Here is a 19,680-nt window from a genome sequence, read left to right as displayed (position 1 = left end):
CCTGAGGCCGCCACCTGAATCGTCGGCAACCCGTTCCGGAACGCGTTCAACCCCGAACGGGCTCACAGCGCGTTCATCGCTACGACACCACCCTCAACGGCACAACAAGGAGTTCTCCATGCGCCTGACCGCCACCCCGCTGCTGCTTGCCCTGTCCCTCGCCCTTGGAACCTCGATGACTGCCCATGCCGCCCCGTCGTCGCCGTCGATCGCCGCCCCGGCCGAAGGCACGCTGCTGAACATCTCGGCCAATGCCGAAGCCACCCGCGTACCGGACGTGGCCACCCTGTCGGCCGGCGTGGTCACCCAGGCTGCCGATGGCAACAGCGCCATGCGCCAGAACGCCCAGCAGATGGACAAGGTGCTGGCCGCGATCAAGGCCGCCGGCATCGCCGAGCGTGACGTGCAGACCAGCGGCATCAGCCTCAATCCGCAGTACCGCTATGCCGACAACGAAGCGCCGAAGATCACCGGCTACCAGGCCAACAATACGGTCAGCCTGAAGGTGCGCGACATCGCCAAGCTCGGCAAGGTGCTGGACGCACTGGCCGCACAGGGCGCCAACCAGATCAATGGCCCCAGTTTCGAGATCGACCAGCCGGAACCGGTCTATGACGAAGCCCGCCTGGCTGCGCTGAAGAAGGCCCAGGCCCGCGCCCAGACCTATGCGAAATCACTGGGGCTGCAGGTGCGCCGCATCGTCAGCATCTCCGAAAACAGCAACGGCGGCTTCCGCCCGATGCCGATGATGCGGACGATGTCCGCCGGTGCGGCGATGGACAAGGCCACTACGGTCGCGCCGGGCGAATCGACGGTCTCGGTCAACCTGGACGTGGTGTTCGAACTGGGCCGCTGATCGCGCCCAGCACCGCCAACGAAGGCGGGTCCCGCAGGGGGCCCGCCTTTTTTCATGCGCACCACCGGTGCTGGCTGAAGGCCAGCCCAACGATGCCGCCCCTGCCTCTAGGCAGTGGCCGCCATGCCGCGCTACTGATGCACTGCCAGCCGCGTGCGGCAACCCCGCCACGGGCCCTGGTGCGTTGAGGACTTCGTCACTGGCATGGAGGTGGACCATGGTTCGTACGTATCCCGTTGCATCCCCGCACTTCGACCCCGCCCGCGTTGCCGCCTGGAGCGCGGCCATCGCCCTGCATCTGCTCGCATTCCTGCTGCTGCTCATACCGGCGACCTACCAGGCCGTACAGGTCCCACGCGACAAGACCACGGTACGGCTGATCGAGAAGATCCCCCCACCGCCGGCACCGCCGAAACTGGACCCAAAGGAGATCGCACGGGTCGTGCCGAAGCCGCATGCACAGCCGGCAACGCCGCCCCTGCCCGCTCCCACCGCAACCGTGGAGGACACCCAGGGCATCGCACTTCCAGCGGCCGAACCGGCCCCGCCACAGCTCGCGCCGAGCATCGACAGTGCTACACCGCTGGCCGGAGCGCAGCTGCAATACCGCAGTGCACCGCCGCCCACCTATCCGGTGCCGGCCCTGCGCAATCATGAGCAAGGCACGGTGCTGCTGCGGGTGGAAGTCGACAGCAGCGGCCAGCCAGTCATGGTCAGCATCGAGCGCAGCAGTGGCTCGCGCAGCCTGGACCAGGCCGCGCGCCAGCAGGTGCTCAAGCGCTGGCGTTTCGAACCGGCCCAGCGTGATGGCGTAGCGGTCCCGGCCATCGGCCTGGTGCCAGTGCAGTTCTCGCTGCCGGAGTGATCGTTCCGGGCCGGCCCGGCGACCCGTCGGGCCGGCTTTCACACGCGAAAAGACAGACTCGGCAAAGCCAGCAGTCAGGCGTTACGAATTAAGCAAAATTTCACTGCTTCGTCACCCATCGGAAACCTAGATTGGCCCGTCCCGGAACCTTCCGGAGACAGCCCTCAACGCTATGGTTTTCCAGTTAGGAGAGAAGCTGTGAAACACCTGATCCAACGGCCCGCCAGCCGCCGCCGCTGCACCCTGGCATCATCCATCACCCATATCCTTGCCGGCAGCACGCTGCTGCTGGTTGGTGCGGTAGCTTCCAACTCCGCCTTCGCGCAGGAGCAGGAGAAGGCCACCAACCTCGACCGCATCACGGTCACGGGCTCAAACATTCCGCGCACCAACACCGAAACGCCGTCGCCGGTGCAGGTGGTGACCCGCCAGGAAATCGACCGCACGGGCAAGACGTCGCTGTCGGAGTACCTGCAGACACTGACCGCCAATGGCGCAGGTTCGATTCCCAAGTCCTTCGGTACCGGCTTCGCCGGCGGCGGCTCGGGCGTGTCGCTGCGCGGCCTTGGCGCGGGGTCGACGCTGATCCTGTTGAACGGCCGCCGCATGGCCACCTATGGCCTGGCCGATGACGGCCAGAAGGTCTTCACCGACCTGAGCACCATTCCGATGGACGCCGTCGAGCGCGTCGAAGTCCTCAAGGACGGCGCCTCGGCGATCTATGGTTCCGACGCCATTGCCGGTGTGATCAACATCATCCTGCGCAGTGATTTCCAGGGGGCGACTCTGCGTGCCTCCTACGGCACGTCCGGCGACGGTGATGGTGACGAAAAGAAGGCAACCTTGACCGCTGGTACCGGTGATCTGGCCAAAGATGGCTGGAATGCCTTCATCAGCGTCGACGTCGGCAAGTCCGACGCAATCAAGGTCAGCGACCGCAAGAACCGGAAGTGGATCGGGACCGGCGACCTGCGTCGCTGGGGCTACGACTTCGACGGTTCGTATTTTGGTGCCGGCGGCGGTGCATACATCAACAACCGTACCGGCGGCGGCGTAGGCCCCAATGGCTCGGTATTCGATGATCGCAACGCGACTGCCGCCAACCCCGGTCAGTTGGTTCCGCTGCCGGGCTGCGCCGGGCTCAGCAATATTCCGGGCCAGACGGATGCATCGGTCGCGCAGCAGGGCTGCCTGTGGGATCCGAACCAGAAGTACCGTGACCTGACGCCGGAAGAAAAGTACGTCAACGTGTTCGGTCGTGCGACCTTCGCCTTCGGCGAGGGTGGTGAGATCTACACCGAGATCGGCTACTCGAAGAAGGAAACCACCTTCACCAATACGCCGTCCGGTGTCTCTGGTGGTTGGGGCTATCCTGGCCATACCGTCAATGCCAATAGTGGACCGGGTGCAACAGTGCTCGGCCCAACCCACCCGGACAATCCGATTCCCGGCCAGGCCTCGCGCCTGCGTTACAGCGCGTGGGACGTGGGTCCGCGCGTGACCGAGAACACCAACGAGTTCAACCGCTTCCTGGTAGGGGCCAAGGGCAACTGGGGAGACTGGAGCTATGACGCCGGCTACCTGCACTCGGGTACCGATCTGGTCAGTGAGCGCACCGGCTTCCTGCGCTACAGTGCAGTGCGCTGTGCATTGGCCGACCCGAACTGTGCCGGTGGTGTGTGGCGCATCGGCGATGATGCCGGAAAGAATTCGCAGGCACTGTACGATTTCATTTCGCCGCGCATCAGTGCACGCGCCAAGACCAGCCTGGACTCCTTCAACGCTACTGTCTCGCGCAGCCTGATGGACCTCAAGGGCGGCCCCCTGGGCCTGGCAATCGGCACCGAATGGCGCCGCACCAGCAACAGCCTGACACCGCAGACCTATACCGACCAGGGCGACATCATCGGCCTGGGCTATTCGGCCTACGACGGCATCCAGAACGTGTACGCCGGCTACGTCGAACTGTCGGCGCCGGTGCTGGAATCGCTGGAGCTTTCCGGCGCCCTGCGCTATGACAAATATGATGGCGGCGATGGCAAGGCCACTCCGAAACTGGGTGTCAAGTGGACCCCGGCCGACTGGATCGCCCTGCGCGCAAGCTATGCCGAAGGTTTCCGTGCTCCCAATGTGGCCGAAAGCGGCGTCGGTGGTCTGGCGGGATTCTCCAGCATCAAGGATCCGATCCGGTGCGCCCTCCAGGGAACCACCTCCAACTGCCAGTCGCGTCAGGTGGCGATCATCACCAACTCCAACCCAGCGCTCAAGCCTGAGGAGTCGAAGAGCTATTCGTTCGGTGTGGTCCTGCAGCCAACGCGCACTACGTCGTTGACCGTGGACGCCTGGGAGATCAAGCGCACCAACGAGATCGCTTCCAGTGAACCGTCCGACGAGATCCTTGCCGGCAACGTGGTGCGCGATTCCGACCTCATCAATGGCGTAGCAGGATCCGGTACGATTCTGGCGGTCAACAATCGTTATGTGAACGCTGCCTCTTCGCGTGTTCGTGGCATCGATACCGATATCCGGCAGACCTTCGATATCGGCCCCGGCCAGCTCGAGATGGACCTGCAGTGGAGCCACCTGCTGAAGTTCGAACGCACCAATGGTGGATCCACTTCCGACTATCTCGGTACACACGGCAACTGCGACGTTTCCAACTGCATCGGCACGCCCAAGGACAGGGCAAACCTCGGTGCCACCTGGAAGCAGGGCCCCTGGAGTGTCAGCGGTGTTGCCAACTACATCAGCAAGCTGGAAAACATCGACAAGCGCGGTGGCGACTACCAGGCGTTCTATGCCGACGGCACGCCAGTGAAGAAGATCGCGTCGTTCACGAGCTTCGACCTGTCCGGCCGCTGGAACGTAACCGAGCAGTTCGAGCTCAATGCATCGGTGCAGAACGTATTTGATCGCATTGCACCGCTGGATCCAGTGACCTATGGCGCCGTGAACTACAATCCGATGCACTTTGCCGGTGCAGTCGGCCGCTTCTTCACCGTCGGTGCCAAGTACACCTTCAAGTAAGACCGGCAATACTGTTCAACGCAGTACTTTCGAAGGCCCGGGCACCTGCCCGGGCCTTCGTCATTGCGGCTCTTGCAGGCATGTTCACGAGCACGTGGCTACCGTATGCACGCGGCATCATCGCCGCAGGGGATCTGCATGGCCGCGACTTCGCAACGCCTGGGCCTGCCCGCGTTGACCGCACTGGTGGTCGGCTCGATGGTTGGTGCCGGCATCTTTTCATTGCCACAGAACGTGGCGCGCAGCGCCGGCCCGGCTGCGGCGCTGATCGGCTGGGCGGTAAGTGGCGCCGGCATGCTGATGCTGGCCTTCGTGTTCCAGGCCCTGGCCAACCGCCGGCCGGACCTGGATACCGGTATCTATGCGTACGCCCGCGAAGGCTTCGGCAACTACATCGGCTTCTCCGCGGCATGGGGCTACTGGGTTGCTTCCGTACTTGGCAACGCCAGCTTCTTCGTGCTGATCTTCAGTGGCCTCGGCCACTTCATGCCGGTCTTCGGCGAAGGCAATACCCCGGCCGCCGTTGCCGCTTCGTCACTGCTGCTGTGGACCGTGCACCTGCTGGTACTGCGCGGCCTGCGCACCGCAGCCATCGTCAACGGCCTGGTGACGGTGGCCAAGCTGCTGCCGATCGCGCTGTTCCTGGTCCTGGCCGCCGGCGCCTTCCGCATGGAGGTGTTCCGCGCCGATTTCCTCGGCACACCCGCGCTCGGCGACCTCGGCCAGCAGTTGCGCGGCATGATGCTGGTGACCGTGTGGGTGTTCATCGGCATCGAAGGCGCCAGCATCTATTCGCGACGTGCCGCGCGCCGTGCCGACGTTGGCCGCGCCACGGTGATCGGTTTCCTCGGCGTGTGGCTGCTGCTGGTGCTGGTCAGCCTGCTGTCGATGGGGGTGCTGTCACAGGCCGAACTGGCCGGGCTGCCCAATCCGTCGATGGCCTATGTACTGCGCGCGATCGTCGGCGAATGGGGCGCCACGGTGATCATCGTCGGTTCAATCATTTCCGTGCTCGGTGCGCTGCTGGCCTGGGTGCTGCTGTGCGCCGAAGTGCTGTACGCCGCGGCCGGCGACGGCACCATGCCGGCCTTCCTCGGCCGCGAGAATGCGCGCGGCGTGCCGGCCAATGCGCTCTGGTTGAGCAATGGGTTGATCCAGCTGTTCCTGCTGCTGGTACTGGTCAATTCCGGCAGCTACACCGGGCTGGTGCTGCTGGCCGCGTCGATGAGCCTGGTCCCCTACTTCCTGTCCACGGCATTCGGCGTACAGCTGGCCTGGCGTGGGCAGGCCTATGCCGGTGAACCCGTCGTGCGCTGGCGCGATTTTGGGGTCGCACTGCTGGCCAGCGCCTATGCGCTGTGGCTGGTGTATGCCGGCGGCCTCGACAACCTGCTGCTGTCGGTACTGCTGTACGTGCCCGGCGTGGCGTTGTTTGCATTGACCCGGCGCCAGCGCGGCGAGCGTGTGTTCACGCGCTGGGAGTGGGTGCTGTTCGGTGCGATCCTGATCGTAGCGATCGCCACGCTGGTCGCGTTCTCCAGAGGTGAGCTGGCACTGTAGAGCCGAGCCCACGCTCGGCTTCGCACAGGCAGCCGAGCATGGCTCGGCTCTACAAGGCAAGGCAAGGCAAGCCGAGCATGGCTCGGCTCTACAGCTGGCGTTCCGGCAGCATGCCGATGTCCCGCATCCAGCGCTCGGCCAGCTGCGGCCACGCCGCGACCGGTGCATCCTTCATGCGCAGCCCGAATGCGTGGCCGCCGCGTGCGAACAGATGCATTTCCACCGGCACGCCCGCGTCGACCAAGGCACGGTAATAGGCCAGCGATTCGCGCACGTCATCGGTGCGATCGTCGGTGGCCTGCGCGATGAACGTCGGCGGCACTTTGTCATCCACGGTGATGTCCTTGACCAGCGACAACCCCTTTCCGTGCCCCGCCCACAGGTGCCCGGAATACATCACCATCGCGAAATCGGGGCGGCTCGGCTGCTCATCTGCAGCATCGACCGGCGCGTAGCTGCGCAGTGCGTGCGTGCTCAGTCCCGCCACCACGTGACCACCGGCGGAAAAGCCGATCACCCCGATCCGCTTCGGATTGATTGACCAGCGCTCGGCCTGTGCGCGCAGCAGGCCCATTGCACGCTGTGCATCCTGCAGGGCCATCGGCACCTTTGGAATGTCGCGGCAGTTGCACACGGGGTCCCAGTTCGGGCCGGAGGCTGGCACCCGGTACTTCAGCAATGCACAGGTGATGCCCTGCGCGGCCAGCCAGTCGCAGATCTCGCTGCCTTCCAGGTCCATCGCCAGCACCCGATAGCCTCCGCCAGGCACCACCATCACCGCAGTGCCGGTGGCCGGCCCCTTCGGCGGAAACACGGTGAGGGTCGGCGCAGCGACGTTCTGCAGCATCATCCAGTGTTCGCCACTGGCTTCGGAGGTCACTTCGCTGACCTGCTCGGGCCCCTTCAACTTCGGCGGCGCGCTCACCGTGCCCTGCGGCCACAATGGAAGCTCGGTGGTGCCCTGTGGCGGATGCCAGGTGGAAGGCGCGGCCTTCGCTGTAGCGAACGGCACCATCGCAAGCAGCAGGAAGCTCGAGGACAGGAGCGCATGCATGATCGGCATCCATGGTTGGAGCAGCAGATTGTAGAGCCGAGCCCACGCTCGGCTTCGAGGATGCAGCCGAGCGTGGGCTCGGCTCTACAACACGGCAAAAAAAAACCTGCATCTCGCGATGCAGGTTTTTCAAGGTGGCGCCCGAAGTTGGACTCGAACCAACGACCCCCTGATTAACAGTCAAGTGCTCTAACCGGCTGAGCTATTCGGGCAGACGACTAGTATAACCACTCTTCACGCGCGATGGTAGGGGTGATTGGCAATCATTGCGGCAGCCCGATACAGCTGCTCGGCTACCACCAGGCGCACCAGCATGTGCGGCAGCGTCAGCGGTCCGATCGACCACTTCTCGTCGGCCAGCGCGGATACTTCCGGCGAATGCCCTTCTGGACCGCCGATGAGGAATGCCAGGTCCCTGCCCTGCCCGCGCCAGTGTTCCAGGCGCTGCGCCAGTTGTTCCGAACTGAGCTGGCGTCCGGGCACGTCCAGCGCCACCACATAGGCATTCTTCGGCAGCGCAGCGATCACCCGCTTGCCTTCATCTTCAGTGGCGCGGCGCGGATCACGCCCCTTGCCGCGCAGGCCGGGCTCGATTTCCACCAGTTCGAACGGCAGCCAGTGCGACAACCGCTTCTGGTATTCGGCGAAGCCCTGCGCCACCCAGCTGGGGGCGCGTTCACCGGTGGCGATCAGGCGGGCTTTCATCAACGGTCCTCCAAAACGTCGACGGCGCCATCGGCGCCGTCGAAGGGATGCATCAACGCGTGGCTCAGGCCACTTCGTCGTCGCTGGACGGCGGCTGGTCGCCGACGGTCCACAGGCGCTCGAGGGCGTAGAACTCACGCACGCGCGGCAGCATCACATGGACGATCACGTCGCCCAGATCGACCAGCACCCACTCGGCTTCGCGCTCGCCTTCCACACCCAGCGGCATCACGTCGATGTTCTTGGCGAAGCGCACGACTTCATCGGCAATCGACTTGACGTGGCGGGTCGAAGTGCCCGAAACGACGATCATGTAGTCGGCAACGCTGGACCGGCCGCGCACGTCGATCTCGACCAGGTCCTTGGCCTTCAGGTCTTCGGTGGCTTGGCGGACGCTGGCCAGCAGTTCCGGCACGGACGGCGGCGGGCTGGGCAGATCGACCTTGATGGTCTGGGGCTGGGTCTGGTTGCTCAAAGTGAATCGACTCGATAAACGTGGGGGCGATTATACGGGGATGGCGCCGCTGCGCCATTCACGGCCTGGCCGGGCGGTACAGCCCGTGTGCAGCCACATAGTCCGCCACGGCCGGTGGCAGCAGTGCGCGCCAGGGCCCGCCAGCGGCGATCTGCGAGCGCACGGCGCTGGCCGACTCCTCGCGCAGCGGGTGGTGCAGGCGCAGGATGCGGCCGGCCGGGCTGGCGAACAGGGCCTGCTCGTTGTCGGCCCAGCGCCCTTCCAGCGCACGGCCCAGCTCGCCATCGACCGCGACCCGCAGCGGGCTGCCAGGCCGTTCAGCCACGACGAAGTGGGCCAACCCGAACAGGGCCTCCCATTCGTGCCAGCGGGTCAGGCCCAGCAGGCTGTCGGCGCCGACCAGCCAGGCCAGTGGCCGGCTCGGGCCCAGCTCGCCACGCAGCTCGCGCAGGGTGTCCACGGTGTAGGACGGCCGACCGGGGAAGCGTGCCGCGCGATCCAGCTCGCGGCGGTCCAGCAGCAGTCCGGGTTCATCGCCGATGGCCAGCGACAGCATGCTGCAACGCTGCTCGGCGGTGGCACCAGGCACCGCACGGTGTGGAGGATCGGCCGCCGGCAGCATCCGCACGGCAACCTGCAGTTCGTCACGGGCGGCACGCGCGATCGCCAGGTGCCCGAGGTGCACCGGATCGAAGGTGCCCCCGTAATAGATCCGCAGGCTCATCGCTCAGGCCCGTGCCAGCAGGCGCACGGCACGCGGTTCGGCCACGGCCACCAGCAGGCGCTCCAGCGCCAGCCAGGCATCGCCGTCGGCCCGCCCCTTGGCGATACGGTCGACCAGTCCCGCTTCCGCCACGAAACGCTCCCAACGCTTGCTTTCCGGGTGCCGCTGCAGCGCGCGCTTGTACGGCGCCTGTCGCGATTCCCAGATGCCGCGTGATTTCATCTCGGCGGCCAGGTTGCCGCCACGGGCCTGCACCCGGGCCAGGCCGGCCCCGGCCAGCAACTCTCGGATCACCATCGGCATCAGCGCGGCTACCGCCTCGCCTTCGCCGCGCAGGCCGGCCAGCATGCGCAGCACCGCCGGCGGCTGGCCGGAGAAGGTGGCCTCCACCAGCCGGAATACGTCATAGCGGGCGGCATCTGCCACCAGCGATTCCATCCGTTCCACGTCCAGCGGTTGGCCATCGGCCAGCAACGCCAGCTTGTCGATTTCCTGGGCGGCGGCCAGCAGGTTGCCTTCCACCCGCTCGGCCAGGCGCTGCACGGCGGCCGGGTCCGCGCGCAGGCCCTTGCCGCGCAGTCGGCGCTCGATCCAGTCCGGCAGTTCGTGCGGCTTGATCGCCCACGCCACCGACAGCACGCCGATGCGGTTGACCGCTTCGGCCCACTTGCCCTGGTGCGCCTTGCTCCATTCGTTGGAGGTGATCATCAGCACCACGTCCGGCGCCGGATTGGCGCAGAACTGGCTGATCACCTCGGCGCCGTCCTTGCCCGGCTTGCCGCTGGGCAGGCGCACCTCGACCAGGCGGCGGGCACTGAACAGGCTGGGCGCGTTGAAGCTGGCGTCGAGCTGGTTCCAGTCGAAATCGCGGCCATCGGCGTCGAACACCTCGCGCTCGCCGATGCCGGCGGCACGCGCCCGCGCACGGATGGCGTCAGCCGCCTCCAGCACGCGCAGGGTTTCCGGGCCGGCAATCAGGTAGACCGGCACCAGCGCGGTATCTGCGCTCTGGCTGGCCAGCTGCTCCGGACGCAGTTCCATCGCAGCGGCTCAGTGCTTGGTTGCGGGGACCGGCTCGGCCGGCACCGCACCTTCCACCGGCTTGGCCTTCGGTGCCGACAGGCTGCCACCCTTCTCGATCTCGGCACGGACCACGCTGTCGATGCGGCGGATGATCGACGCCGACATTTCGCGGCGCAGTTCATCGGCCAGGATCTCGCGTTCGGTGGTGGTACCGGTGGCGTCGGTCGGCGGCGACACATAGTCGCGCGAAAGCTCGATCACCTGCTGCGGCACCAGCTCGCTGCCATCCTCGCGACGGAAGATGAAGATCACGGCATAGCGCAGGCTGTACTCCTGCGCGCGGCCCTGCGAGTCGATGGCGATCGGCAGGTCGCCCCAGCGCTCGGACAGCACCTGCAGCTGGGTACTGGGTTCCTTGCTGTCCTCATCGGCCAGCTTGGCACCGGACGCCAGCAGGCTGCGGTTGAGCAGCTTGACCAGTTCACTGTACGGGGCGGTGGAGACCACCTTCACCGGCGCCGTATCGGTCGGCAGCATCAGCTTGTTGCGCAGATGGAAACCGCAGCCGGCGAGGCCGAGGACAAGAACGAGGGCAAGCAGGATTCGGGTCATGGAGACAGTCTGGCGGAGCCGGGCGATCACGGCAACACACAGCGTGCCCGAAGCCGCGTGAATGCAGGGCCATCAAGTGCGCTGCCCTGCACCGGAAAGGCACCGGCCACCGCACGGGTGGCCGGTGCGGGGTACATCAGGCGGCGACGATGTTCACGATCTTGCCCGGGACGATGATGATCTTGCGCACCGTCAGGCCTTCCATGAACTTGGCCGCGTTCGGCTCGGCCAGTGCCAGCGCCTCGACCTGCTCGCGCGCGGCATCGGCCGCCACCTCGATGGTGCCACGCAGCTTGCCATTGACCTGCACGGCCAGGGTCAGCGCATCGCGCACCAGCGCGCCGGCATCAGCCTGCGGGAACGGCTGGTCTTCCAGCAGCGTCTCGCCATGGCCCAGCACCTGCCACAGGGCATGGCTGGCATGCGGAGTGATCGGGTTCAGCAGCAGCACGATGGCCTGCAGCGCTTCCTGGCGCACCGCGCGGCCCTGCTCGCTGCCGTCCTCGAACTTGGCCAGCGCGTTCATCAATTCCATCACCGCAGCAATGGCGGTGTTGAAGCTGTGCCGGCGGCCATAGTCGTCGCCGACCTTGCCGATGGTCTCGTGGGTCTTGCGGCGCAGCGCCTTCTGGTTGGCATCCAGTGCGGCCACATCCAGTGCCGGCGCAGCACCGTCGGCAGCATGCTTCTGCACCTGCGCCCACAGGCGGCGCAGGAAGCGGGCCATGCCATCCACGCCGGCTTCGTTCCACTCCAGCGACTGTTCCGGCGGTGCGGCGAACATCGAGAACAGGCGCACGGTGTCGGCGCCGTACTTGCCGACCATCGCCTGCGGGTCCACGCCGTTGTTCTTCGACTTGGACATCTTCTCGGTGCCACCGACCACCACCGGCTGGCCGTCGGCAATCAGGGTGGCGCCAGTGATGCGGCCACGCTCGTCGCGCTGCACTTCCACATCGGCCGGGTTGATCCAGTCCTTCGAGCCGTCCGGGTTCGGGCGGTAGTAGGTCTCGGCGATCACCATGCCCTGGCACAGCAGGTTGCGCGCCGGCTCGTTGCTGTCCACCATCCGCGCGTCGCGCAGCAGCTTGTGGTAGAAGCGGAAATACATCAGGTGCAGGATCGCGTGCTCGATGCCACCGATGTACTGGTCGACCGGCAGCCAGTAGTTGCCGCGCTTGTCGACGGCATCACGGGCACCCGGCGAGGTGTAGCGGGCGTAGTACCAGCTCGACTCCATGAAGGTGTCGAAGGTGTCGGTCTCGCGCTCGGCCGCGCCGCCGCAGTCCGGGCAGGTGGTCTTGCGCCATTCCAGATCGGTCTTGATCGGCGAACCGGTACCCGAGAACGCCACGTCCTCCGGCAGCACCACCGGCAGCTGCTCTTCCGGCACCGGCACCGCACCGCACTTGGCGCAGTAGATCACCGGAATCGGGCAGCCCCAGTAGCGCTGGCGGCTCACGCCCCAGTCGCGCAGGCGGTAGTTGACCCGGCGCTGGCCCTGGGCCTTGCGCTCGAAACGTTCGGCCAGGGCTTCGAAGGCGCCCTGGAAGTCCAGGCCGTCGAATTCGGCCGAATTCACCAGTTCGAAGGCGCGGCTCTTGTCGCTGTACCAGTCCTGCCAGCGGCTGCCGTCCCAGTTGCGCTCCTCTTCGGTGCGCGCATCCTTCAGCGCGATCACCTGCTTGATCGGCAGGCCGTACTTGTTGGCCACTTCGTTGTCGCGCTGGTCATGGCCCGGGACGGCCATCACCGCGCCGGTGCCGTAGCCCATCAGCACGAAGTTGGCGACCCAGACCGGCACCGGTTCGCCGGTGACCGGATGCAGCGCGCGCAGGCCGGTGTCCATGCCGCGCTTTTCCTGGGTTTCCAGTTCAGCCTCGGACACGCCGCCCTGCTTCAGGTCGGCCAGCATCGCCGCCAGCTCCGGGTTGTTCTTCGCCGCATGCAACGCCAACGGATGCTCGGCGGCGATCGACACGAAGGTCACGCCCATCACGGTATCCGGACGGGTGGTGAACACGCGCAGCGGGTCCAGCGCGCTGCCATCGACGTCGCGCACGTCGAACTGGATTTCCAGACCTTCGGAACGGCCAATCCAGTTGCGCTGCATGGTCTTGACCGATTCCGGCCAGCCGTCCAGTTCGTCCAGGCCGTCCAGCAGTTCCTGGGCGTAGTCGGTGATGCGCAGGAACCACTGCGGGATCTCGCGCTTCTCGACCAGGGCGCCGGAGCGCCAGCCACGGCCGTCGATGACCTGCTCGTTGGCCAGCACGGTCTGGTCCACCGGGTCCCAGTTCACCACCGCGTTGCGGCGGTAGGCCAGGCCCTTGCGCATCAGGCGGGTGAACATGCGCTGCTCGTGGACGTAATAGTCCGGACGGCAGGTGGCGAACTCGCGCGACCAGTCGATGGCATAGCCCAGCGACTGCAGCTGGCTGCGCATGTGGTCGATGTTCTTGTAGGTCCAGGCCGCTGGCGCGGTCTTGTTCTTGATCGCGGCGTTTTCCGCCGGCAGACCGAACGCGTCCCAGCCCATCGGCTGCAGCACGTTGTGGCCGGTCATGCGCTTGTAGCGGCTGATCACGTCGCCGATGGTGTAATTGCGCACGTGGCCCATGTGCAGCGCACCGGACGGGTACGGAAGCATCGACAGGCAGTAGTACTTCGGCTTGTCCGAAGTCTCGTCGACTTCGAAGGCACGGGTGGCGTCCCAGTACTTCTGGGCGGCGGATTCAACCTGCTGCGGGTCGTAGGCGTTGGTTTCAGCGCTGGTCATGGAACACGCGGATGCGGCGGCAAAGCGGTACAGCGTACCGCAGTGCGGCAAACGTCTCCAATCCTGCCCGCCGACCGCCGGCGCCGCCAGCGCCCGGAGCCGGTCTCAGCGCGGTCGCGACAGCGGCAGGGCCAGTGCCAGCCAGACCGCCCAGCAGGCGAATGCAAGCCGTTGTGCCAGTGGTGCCGGCAGCACGCCCTGCAGCGCAAAGGCAGCCAGCGCCGCCAGCACGCCACAGGCGAGCGCCACCCCGCCCAGGGCGCGACCGTGCGTCTGGCACAGCTGCGAGATGCCCAGCAACAGGGTGCCGGCGACGAAGCCCAGCACCCAGACCATCCAGGCACTGGCGTGCAGCTGGCTGGCCGGCCCGTGCAGATCGTCCACATCCAGCGGCATCAAGCCCATCGCGGCGAAGGCCAGCCCGCCCAGCAACAGCATCTGGCTGCCCACCCGCGGCGCCCAGCCAGCGCTGGCCGGCAGCTGCCGGCGCAGGCACTCGGCCACGACCACCGCCAACAGGCCAGGCAGTACGAAACCCAGCAGATTGAAGGCCAGCGCGTGCGGCACACCCTGCGCGCCCAGCAGGGCCACCGGGTGCCGCGCCTGTGCATAACCTTCCAGGCCGGTGCCGAAGCCCAGCACCGCCAGCACGAACAGCAGCGCGGCGATCAGCCCGGACAGGCGCAACAGCGGGGACAGTGAAGACATGCAGGCTCCGGAACAACAGCGACAGGAAGGCCGCATTGTCGGGTATTTGCCGCAGCCCGGGTTGAGACCGGCATCGATCGTCACCATAGAATCGGTCTCCAGATGCCAAACAGATGCCTCTCCCATGACCGAGACGACCTACGTATTCGACGCCACCACTGCGACCTTCGAGGCCGAAGTCCTGCAGAAGTCGCTGCAGACGCCGGTGCTGGTCGACTTCTGGGCCACCTGGTGCGGGCCGTGCAAGAGCCTCGGCCCGATGCTGGAAAAGCTGGCGGCCGAATACAACGGCGCCTTCGAACTGGCCAAGGTCGACGTCGACAAGGAGCAGCAGATCGCTGCGGCTTTCCAGATCCGCTCGGTGCCGACCGTGTTCCTGGTCAAGGGCGGCCAGCTGGTGGATGGCTTCCCCGGCGCCATTCCGGAAGGCCAGTTGCGCGAGTTCCTGGCCCAGCACGGCATCGTGCCGGCCGACGTCGGTGACACCGCTGCCGAGGACGAAGCACCGCTGGACCCGCAGGCACAGGTGGACGTGCTGCGCGCACAGATCGCCGCCGAGCCGGACAAGGATGAGCTGAAGCTCGATCTGGCCCTTGCCCTGCTGCAGATCGGCGGTGTGGACGAGGCCGGCACGCTGATCGACGGCCTGCCCGCCAACCTCGCCACCGACGACCGCGCCGTGCGCGCCCGCGCGCGCCTGTCCTTCGCCGCTGCACTGAAGGACGCGCCCGCGGCCGAGGTGCTGGACGCGCGCATTGCCGCCGATGGCAACGACCTCAAGGCCCGCCACCTGCGTGGCGTGCAGTTGCTGCTGGGCGGCCACGACGAGGCCGCGCTGGCGCAGTTCCTGGAAATGCTGCGGATCGACCGCACCTTCGAAGAAGGACTGCCGCGCAAGGCCCTGATCGACGCCTTCAATGTGATCTCCGACGAGGACCTGGTCGGCCAGTACCGCCGCCGGATGGCCTCCCTGCTGTTTTGAACGGGAACATGCTTCGTTCAGAATCCCTGCACTGAACGCGGGCAATAATGCGCTGGATGGCGGCCGTACGGCCGCCACGATCCGTTCGGGGGGATGAGGTCGGGGCCATGGGGTCTTGCAGCTGCGCCCCCGCATTGCCGGGATTGCAAACTGTGACCTTCGTCCGCTCGCTGTTGTTCGCCATGCGCTTCCAGGGTGCCTTGCTCTGCGCCCTCCTCCTGCTGCCGGGTCTGGCCGGTGCCCAGGACTGGAACTACCGGGTCCGTCCCGGCGATACCCTGTGGGACCTGGGTGGCCTGTACCTCAAGCCTTCGGTGCCTTGGCAGCAACTGCAACAGCACAACCGCATCGACAATCCCTACCAGCTGCCCCCCGGCCAGCTGCTGCGCTTCCCCATCAGCTGGCTGCGCATCGAACCGGCGCCCGCCCGCGTACTGTCCGTGCGTGGCAAGGTCGAGCTGTCTGGCGCCGACGGCAGCGCCACGCGCGCGGTCCTGGCCGGCGAGCAGCTGCGTATCGGCGATACCGTGCAGACCGAAGGCGACTCCAGCATCACGCTTGAATTCGCCGATGCCTCGCGCCTGCAGTTGCGCGAGCACTCGCGCCTGCGCCTGGACCAACTCAGCCGCTATGGCCATACCGGCATGGTCGACACCCGCCTGCGCCTGCAGCAGGGACGCGCCAGCAACCGGGTGACGCCGGCCCGCGGTCCGGCATCGCGCTACATCATCGATGCCCCCACCGCCACCAGCAGCGTGCGCGGCACCGTGTTCCGGGTCAGTGCCGGCGACACCGGCCAGGTCGCGGCCACCGAGGTCCTGCAGGGCAAGGTGCAGGTCGGCAACACCCACGGCCAGCGCCTGGTCCGGCCAGGACAGGCCACCCGCAGCGGCAGCGCTGACGCAGCCCCCGCTGCGGTCTCTCCCCTGCTGCCCGCTCCGACGCTGCGCAACGACCAACTTCGGCTGGCGCCGCTGCCGACCCTGCTGGCCTGGGAGGCGGTTCCCGGCGCCGCACACTACCGCGTGGAAGTGGTACAAGCCGCAACACCGGAAATTCTGCTCTTTGCCGCGACCACCGCTGACACCCACCTGGCCATCGGCGACCTGCCGCCCGGCCAGCTGCGTATCCTGCTGCGTGCTGTCGACGCACAGGGTGTGGAAGGCCTGGATGCCAGCGCCGATTTCGAACTCAGCGACCAGCCGCCGCCGCCACTGACGGTGGCCCCGCTGCATGGGCAGACGATCAACAGCGACCGACCGCGCTTCCGTTGGAGCCAGGCCCCCGGCGCGCGCAGCAGCGTACTGCAGATCGCCGCCGAGCCGAGCTTCGTGCAACCGCTGCAGGAACAGACGACCCCTGGCACCGACCTGCGCCTGGCGCAGCCACTGCCGCCGGGCCAGTACTTCTGGCGCGTGGCCTCGCGCGATGGCAACGGCCACCAGGGCCGCTACGGCCAGGCGCTGCCGCTGCAGCTGAGCAATGAACCGGTTGATCCGGCGCTGCAGCCGCCGGAAGCCGCGCATGGCGAGCTGACGCTGCGCTGGCAGGCGGGCAGCGAAGGCCAGCGCTATCGGGTGCAGGTCGATCGCCGCGGAGACTTCAAGGCGCCGCTGGTCGATGAGACAGTGGTCGAGCCGCAGGTCAGCTTCAAGCGGCCCTGGAGCGGCACCCTGCACGTGCGCGTGCAGTACATCGACGATGACGGTCATGCAGGCGAGTACTCTCCTGCGCAGCAGATCAAGCTGCCCTGCCGCCTGTGCTACGGCGCCGGCGGCGGCGCCCTGCTGCTGTGGCTGTTGTTATGAGGCGCTCGCCACTGCCGTGGTCGAAGCGGATCCTGCTGGCGCTGCTGGCCGGCGTGCTGACCGTGATCGCCAGCCAGGGCCAGTGGCTGTGGCGGCAGGATGAAGCCGCCTACGATGCCATGGTCGGCAACTGGGACTATCGTCCCGATCCAAGCGTGCTGATCGTGGCGATCGACGAAGGCAGCCTGCAGCGCATCGGCCAGTGGCCGTGGCCGCGCTCGATCCACGCACGCCTGCTGGATCGCCTGACCGATGCCGGCGCCGAGCGCGTCGCGCTGGACCTGATGTTGTCCGAGCCGGACCGCCGCGACAGCCGCCAGGACGAGGCGCTGGCTGCGGCCATCCGCCGCAATGGCCGGGTGGTGCTGCCGGTGCTGGCCGCGCCCGCGGCCGGTGATCGCATGGCCGAGGAAATGCTGCCGGTACCGCAGATTGCGGCCAGTGCCGCCGCCATCGGCCACACCGATGTTGAGGTGGACGGCGATGGCGTCGCCCGCGGCGTCTACCTGCACGCTGGCATCGGCATGGCCCATTGGCCGGCGCTCGGATTGGCCCTTGCGGGCCTCCCCGCGGGCGCTGTGCGCGGCCTGCCCGACCCCGATCCGGGGGTGAGCTCACCCTATCAATGGCGACGCGACGACTACGTGCGGGTGCGCTACGCCGGTCCGCCCGAGCGGCTGCCGCAGGTTTCCTACGTGGACGTGCTCGATGGCCATGTGGACATGGCGATGTTGCACGGCCGTCGCATCGTCGTCGGCATGACCGCCAGTGGCATCGCACCGCGGCTGTTGACGCCAACCACCCGCGAGTTCTGGATGAGTGGCAGCGAGTACCAGGCCAACATCGCCTCGATGCTGCTGCAGCACAAGCAGATCGACCTGCTGCCGCGCCTCTGGCAGCACGCCATCAGTGGTGTGGTGGTTGCGCTGTGCGTGCTCCTGCTCGGCCTGCGCCTGCCGTGGCTGGCCGCGCTGGCATCACTGCCGGCGGCGCCGTTGCTGAGCTGGGTGCTGCTGCGCGCAAGCGACCTGTGGTGGGCGCCGGCCACCGCCATGCTGGGCGTTCTGCTGGTGTTGCTGGCCTGGGCGATCTGGCGGATCTCGGCCTGGCATCGCCAGGCCAACCGCGACGCGCTGACCGGTCTTGGCAACCGCCTGCGCTTCGAGCAGTCGCTGCAGCAGGAATGCGATGCCGCCCGGCGCAGTGGCAAGCCGTTGAGCCTGGCGCTGATCGACGTCGACCATTTCAAGCGCCACAACGACCGCCATGGCCACCAGGTGGGCGACCGCGTGCTGCGCGATGTCGCCCGCCTGATCGGCGCGCATGCGCGGCGCCCGCGTGACATGGCCGCACGTTACGGCGGTGACGAATTCGCACTGGTGCTGCCGGATACGCCAGCCGAGGGGGCGCGCCTGGTGATCGAGGACCTGATCGCATGCGTGCGGGCGCTGCCGGCGCCCGGCGATGCCAGCGACGGTGCCGTCACCCTCACCATCGGCGTGTTCACCCGCGTGCCTGACGGCGATCTGCAACCACACCATTTCGTCGAAGGCGCCGACACCGCGTTGTACCAGGCCAAGGCCAATGGGCGCGACGGGTATGTCATCGACGGCCCATGAGGCAGGACATGCACACCCCCTGTAGAGTCGAGCTTGCTCGACTGCCTCCGCCTCATTCCAGCGGCCAGCGACACCACGCAAGCGGATAGTCTCCCAGCCGGGATGTCAGGCCCGCGCGCACGGGGTTGGCCAGTACATACAGTGACTGTTGCCGAACATCCTCCTCATTCCGGATCAGATGATCGTAGTAGCCCCGCTGCCACACCGGCCGTCCTTCATCGGAGTGCGCAGTGACTGCAATGGCCACTCTGGACTTCAGTGACTGCATGCATCGCCCCAGGGTTCCTTGACGCAGCTGCATGACCCCAAGCTCGACTCTACAATTCGCCGGACCACGCCCGAATCGTGCGGACGCTCGCCCGGGGTGCAACATACGCATGCGAATGGTTAGACTGGACACCTCGCCCTGCGCCTCGGACCCGCATGAACGCCCGCCTGTTCCGCTTCGGCATCAACCTCTGGCCGCCGTTCCTGTTCACCGGCATCCACGTCACCCGCATCACTCCCGACTACCGGCAGATCGATGTCGAACTGCGATTGCGGCCCTGGAACCGGAACTATGTCGGTACCCACTTCGGCGGCAGCCTGTTCGCGATGACCGATCCGTTCTGGATGCTCGGCCTGCTGCATATCCTTGGCCGTGACTACTACGTGTGGGACCGCGCCGGTGCCATCGATTTCCTCAAGCCCGGCCGCGGTACCGTGCGTACCTCGTTCCGCATCGACGACGCACTGCTGGACGAACTGCGCGCCGAAGCCGCCGCTGGTGACAAAGTGCTGAGATGGTTCAGCAATGATGTCGTCGATGAAAACGGCGAAGTGGTCGCCCAGGTGCGCAAGCAGGTCTACCTGCGGTTGAAGCCACACGCACGCTGAGCGCGCT

Annotated in this window: 16 protein-coding genes and 1 tRNA gene; 8 read left to right on the top strand and 9 right to left on the bottom strand. The window is 66.8% G+C overall.

The genetic code is table 11. The features are described from left to right. Positions 1-118 precede the first annotated feature (118 nt). The 4 genes from VPH47_RS05685 (at position 119) to VPH47_RS05670 (ending at position 6,308) form a co-directional block, all read left to right on the top strand. Entirely contained in the window at positions 119-856 is a 738-nt protein-coding gene (locus VPH47_RS05685) for an SIMPL domain-containing protein (protein ID WP_180853807.1), read from the top strand. Positions 857-1,073: 217 nt separating this feature from the next. Continuing rightward, positions 1,074-1,721, top strand: a complete 648-nt coding sequence (locus VPH47_RS05680; protein ID WP_368850303.1) for an energy transducer TonB — start codon at positions 1,074-1,076, stop codon at positions 1,719-1,721. Between the two features lie 198 nt (positions 1,722-1,919). After that, a complete protein-coding gene (locus VPH47_RS05675; protein ID WP_368850302.1) occupies positions 1,920-4,748 on the top strand; it encodes a TonB-dependent receptor in 2,829 nt (942 codons plus the stop codon). Positions 4,749-4,886: 138 nt separating this feature from the next. Then, positions 4,887-6,308, top strand: a complete 1,422-nt coding sequence (locus VPH47_RS05670; RefSeq protein WP_248858068.1) for a basic amino acid/polyamine antiporter — start codon at positions 4,887-4,889, stop codon at positions 6,306-6,308. Between the two features lie 88 nt (positions 6,309-6,396). Here VPH47_RS05670 and VPH47_RS05665 read toward each other — a convergent pair whose 3' ends face one another. From VPH47_RS05665 to VPH47_RS05625, 9 genes are all read right to left on the bottom strand, one after another. After that, the gene (locus VPH47_RS05665; protein WP_368850301.1) at positions 6,397-7,362 is read right to left on the bottom strand and encodes an alpha/beta hydrolase; all 966 of its coding nucleotides are present in this window, start codon (positions 7,360-7,362) and stop codon (positions 6,397-6,399) included. Between the two features lie 135 nt (positions 7,363-7,497). After that, positions 7,498-7,574, bottom strand: a tRNA-Asn gene (locus tag VPH47_RS05660). A 22-nt stretch (positions 7,575-7,596) separates the two neighbouring features. Continuing rightward, on the bottom strand, positions 7,597-8,067 hold the full coding sequence (gene rlmH / locus VPH47_RS05655) for a 23S rRNA (pseudouridine(1915)-N(3))-methyltransferase RlmH (protein WP_005418108.1): 471 nt from the start codon (positions 8,065-8,067) through the stop codon (positions 7,597-7,599). 64 nt (positions 8,068-8,131) lie between these two features. Then, a complete protein-coding gene (rsfS, locus tag VPH47_RS05650) occupies positions 8,132-8,542 on the bottom strand; it encodes a ribosome silencing factor (protein WP_005418109.1) in 411 nt (136 codons plus the stop codon). Between the two features lie 58 nt (positions 8,543-8,600). Continuing rightward, positions 8,601-9,266, bottom strand: a complete 666-nt coding sequence (gene nadD, locus VPH47_RS05645; RefSeq protein WP_110713064.1) for a nicotinate-nucleotide adenylyltransferase — start codon at positions 9,264-9,266, stop codon at positions 8,601-8,603. Positions 9,267-9,269: 3 nt separating this feature from the next. Next, positions 9,270-10,307, bottom strand: coding sequence for a DNA polymerase III subunit delta (gene holA, locus VPH47_RS05640; protein ID WP_368850300.1), 1,038 nt, complete (start codon positions 10,305-10,307; stop codon positions 9,270-9,272). Positions 10,308-10,316: 9 nt separating this feature from the next. Further along, positions 10,317-10,901 (bottom strand): LPS assembly lipoprotein LptE, encoded by a 585-nt coding sequence (gene lptE / locus VPH47_RS05635; protein ID WP_110713067.1) that lies wholly within the window; start codon positions 10,899-10,901, stop codon positions 10,317-10,319. Positions 10,902-11,037: 136 nt separating this feature from the next. Continuing rightward, the gene (leuS, locus tag VPH47_RS05630; protein ID WP_368850299.1) at positions 11,038-13,680 is read right to left on the bottom strand and encodes a leucine--tRNA ligase; all 2,643 of its coding nucleotides are present in this window, start codon (positions 13,678-13,680) and stop codon (positions 11,038-11,040) included. A gap of 105 nt (positions 13,681-13,785) precedes the next feature. Then, positions 13,786-14,388, bottom strand: a complete 603-nt coding sequence (locus VPH47_RS05625) for a DUF998 domain-containing protein (protein ID WP_368850298.1) — start codon at positions 14,386-14,388, stop codon at positions 13,786-13,788. A 124-nt stretch (positions 14,389-14,512) separates the two neighbouring features. On the opposite strand from VPH47_RS05625, the gene trxA reads away from it, so the two are divergent. From trxA to VPH47_RS05605, 4 genes are all read left to right on the top strand, one after another. After that, positions 14,513-15,370: a thioredoxin gene (trxA, locus tag VPH47_RS05620; protein WP_153855790.1), complete on the top strand. Its 858-nt coding sequence runs from the start codon at positions 14,513-14,515 to the stop codon at positions 15,368-15,370. Positions 15,371-15,477: 107 nt separating this feature from the next. Further along, complete coding sequence (locus tag VPH47_RS05615) at positions 15,478-17,178, top strand: FecR domain-containing protein (RefSeq protein ID WP_110713071.1); 1,701 nt, start codon at positions 15,478-15,480, stop codon at positions 17,176-17,178. After that, positions 17,175-18,797, top strand: coding sequence for a CHASE2 domain-containing protein (locus tag VPH47_RS05610; protein ID WP_110713072.1), 1,623 nt, complete (start codon positions 17,175-17,177; stop codon positions 18,795-18,797). The genes VPH47_RS05615 and VPH47_RS05610 overlap by 4 nt, the downstream gene beginning before the upstream one ends. Positions 18,798-19,220: 423 nt before the next feature. Beyond that, positions 19,221-19,673 carry a DUF4442 domain-containing protein gene (locus VPH47_RS05605; protein WP_368850297.1) on the top strand — a complete coding sequence of 151 codons (453 nt, stop codon included), beginning with the start codon at positions 19,221-19,223 and terminating at the stop codon, positions 19,671-19,673. The last annotated feature ends 7 nt before the right edge of the window (positions 19,674-19,680 follow it).

Source organism: Stenotrophomonas sp. WED208 (assembly GCF_040984485.1).
GTDB classification, from domain to species: Bacteria; Pseudomonadota; Gammaproteobacteria; order Xanthomonadales; family Xanthomonadaceae; genus Stenotrophomonas; species Stenotrophomonas riyadhensis.
Note: the sequence above shows the minus strand (reverse complement) of the source record. Positions and strands in the feature narration are given on the sequence as shown.

Excerpts from the sequence above, each read along its gene's own strand:
- trxA (WP_153855790.1), top strand. The coding sequence starts at position 14,513 with ATGACCGAGACGACCTACGTATTCGACGCCACCACTGCGACCTTCGAG.
- leuS (WP_368850299.1), bottom strand. The coding sequence starts at position 13,680 with ATGACCAGCGCTGAAACCAACGCCTACGACCCGCAGCAGGTTGAATCC.
- VPH47_RS05665 (WP_368850301.1), bottom strand. The coding sequence starts at position 7,362 with ATGCATGCGCTCCTGTCCTCGAGCTTCCTGCTGCTTGCGATGGTGCCG.
- VPH47_RS05605 (WP_368850297.1), top strand. The coding sequence starts at position 19,221 with ATGAACGCCCGCCTGTTCCGCTTCGGCATCAACCTCTGGCCGCCGTTC.
- VPH47_RS05685 (WP_180853807.1), top strand. The coding sequence starts at position 119 with ATGCGCCTGACCGCCACCCCGCTGCTGCTTGCCCTGTCCCTCGCCCTT.
- holA (WP_368850300.1), bottom strand. The coding sequence starts at position 10,307 with ATGGAACTGCGTCCGGAGCAGCTGGCCAGCCAGAGCGCAGATACCGCG.
- nadD (WP_110713064.1), bottom strand. The coding sequence starts at position 9,266 with ATGAGCCTGCGGATCTATTACGGGGGCACCTTCGATCCGGTGCACCTC.
- VPH47_RS05615 (WP_110713071.1), top strand. The coding sequence starts at position 15,478 with ATGGGGTCTTGCAGCTGCGCCCCCGCATTGCCGGGATTGCAAACTGTG.
- VPH47_RS05625 (WP_368850298.1), bottom strand. The coding sequence starts at position 14,388 with ATGTCTTCACTGTCCCCGCTGTTGCGCCTGTCCGGGCTGATCGCCGCG.
- VPH47_RS05670 (WP_248858068.1), top strand. The coding sequence starts at position 4,887 with ATGGCCGCGACTTCGCAACGCCTGGGCCTGCCCGCGTTGACCGCACTG.
- rlmH (WP_005418108.1), bottom strand. The coding sequence starts at position 8,067 with ATGAAAGCCCGCCTGATCGCCACCGGTGAACGCGCCCCCAGCTGGGTG.
- lptE (WP_110713067.1), bottom strand. The coding sequence starts at position 10,901 with ATGACCCGAATCCTGCTTGCCCTCGTTCTTGTCCTCGGCCTCGCCGGC.
- VPH47_RS05680 (WP_368850303.1), top strand. The coding sequence starts at position 1,074 with ATGGTTCGTACGTATCCCGTTGCATCCCCGCACTTCGACCCCGCCCGC.
- VPH47_RS05610 (WP_110713072.1), top strand. The coding sequence starts at position 17,175 with ATGAGGCGCTCGCCACTGCCGTGGTCGAAGCGGATCCTGCTGGCGCTG.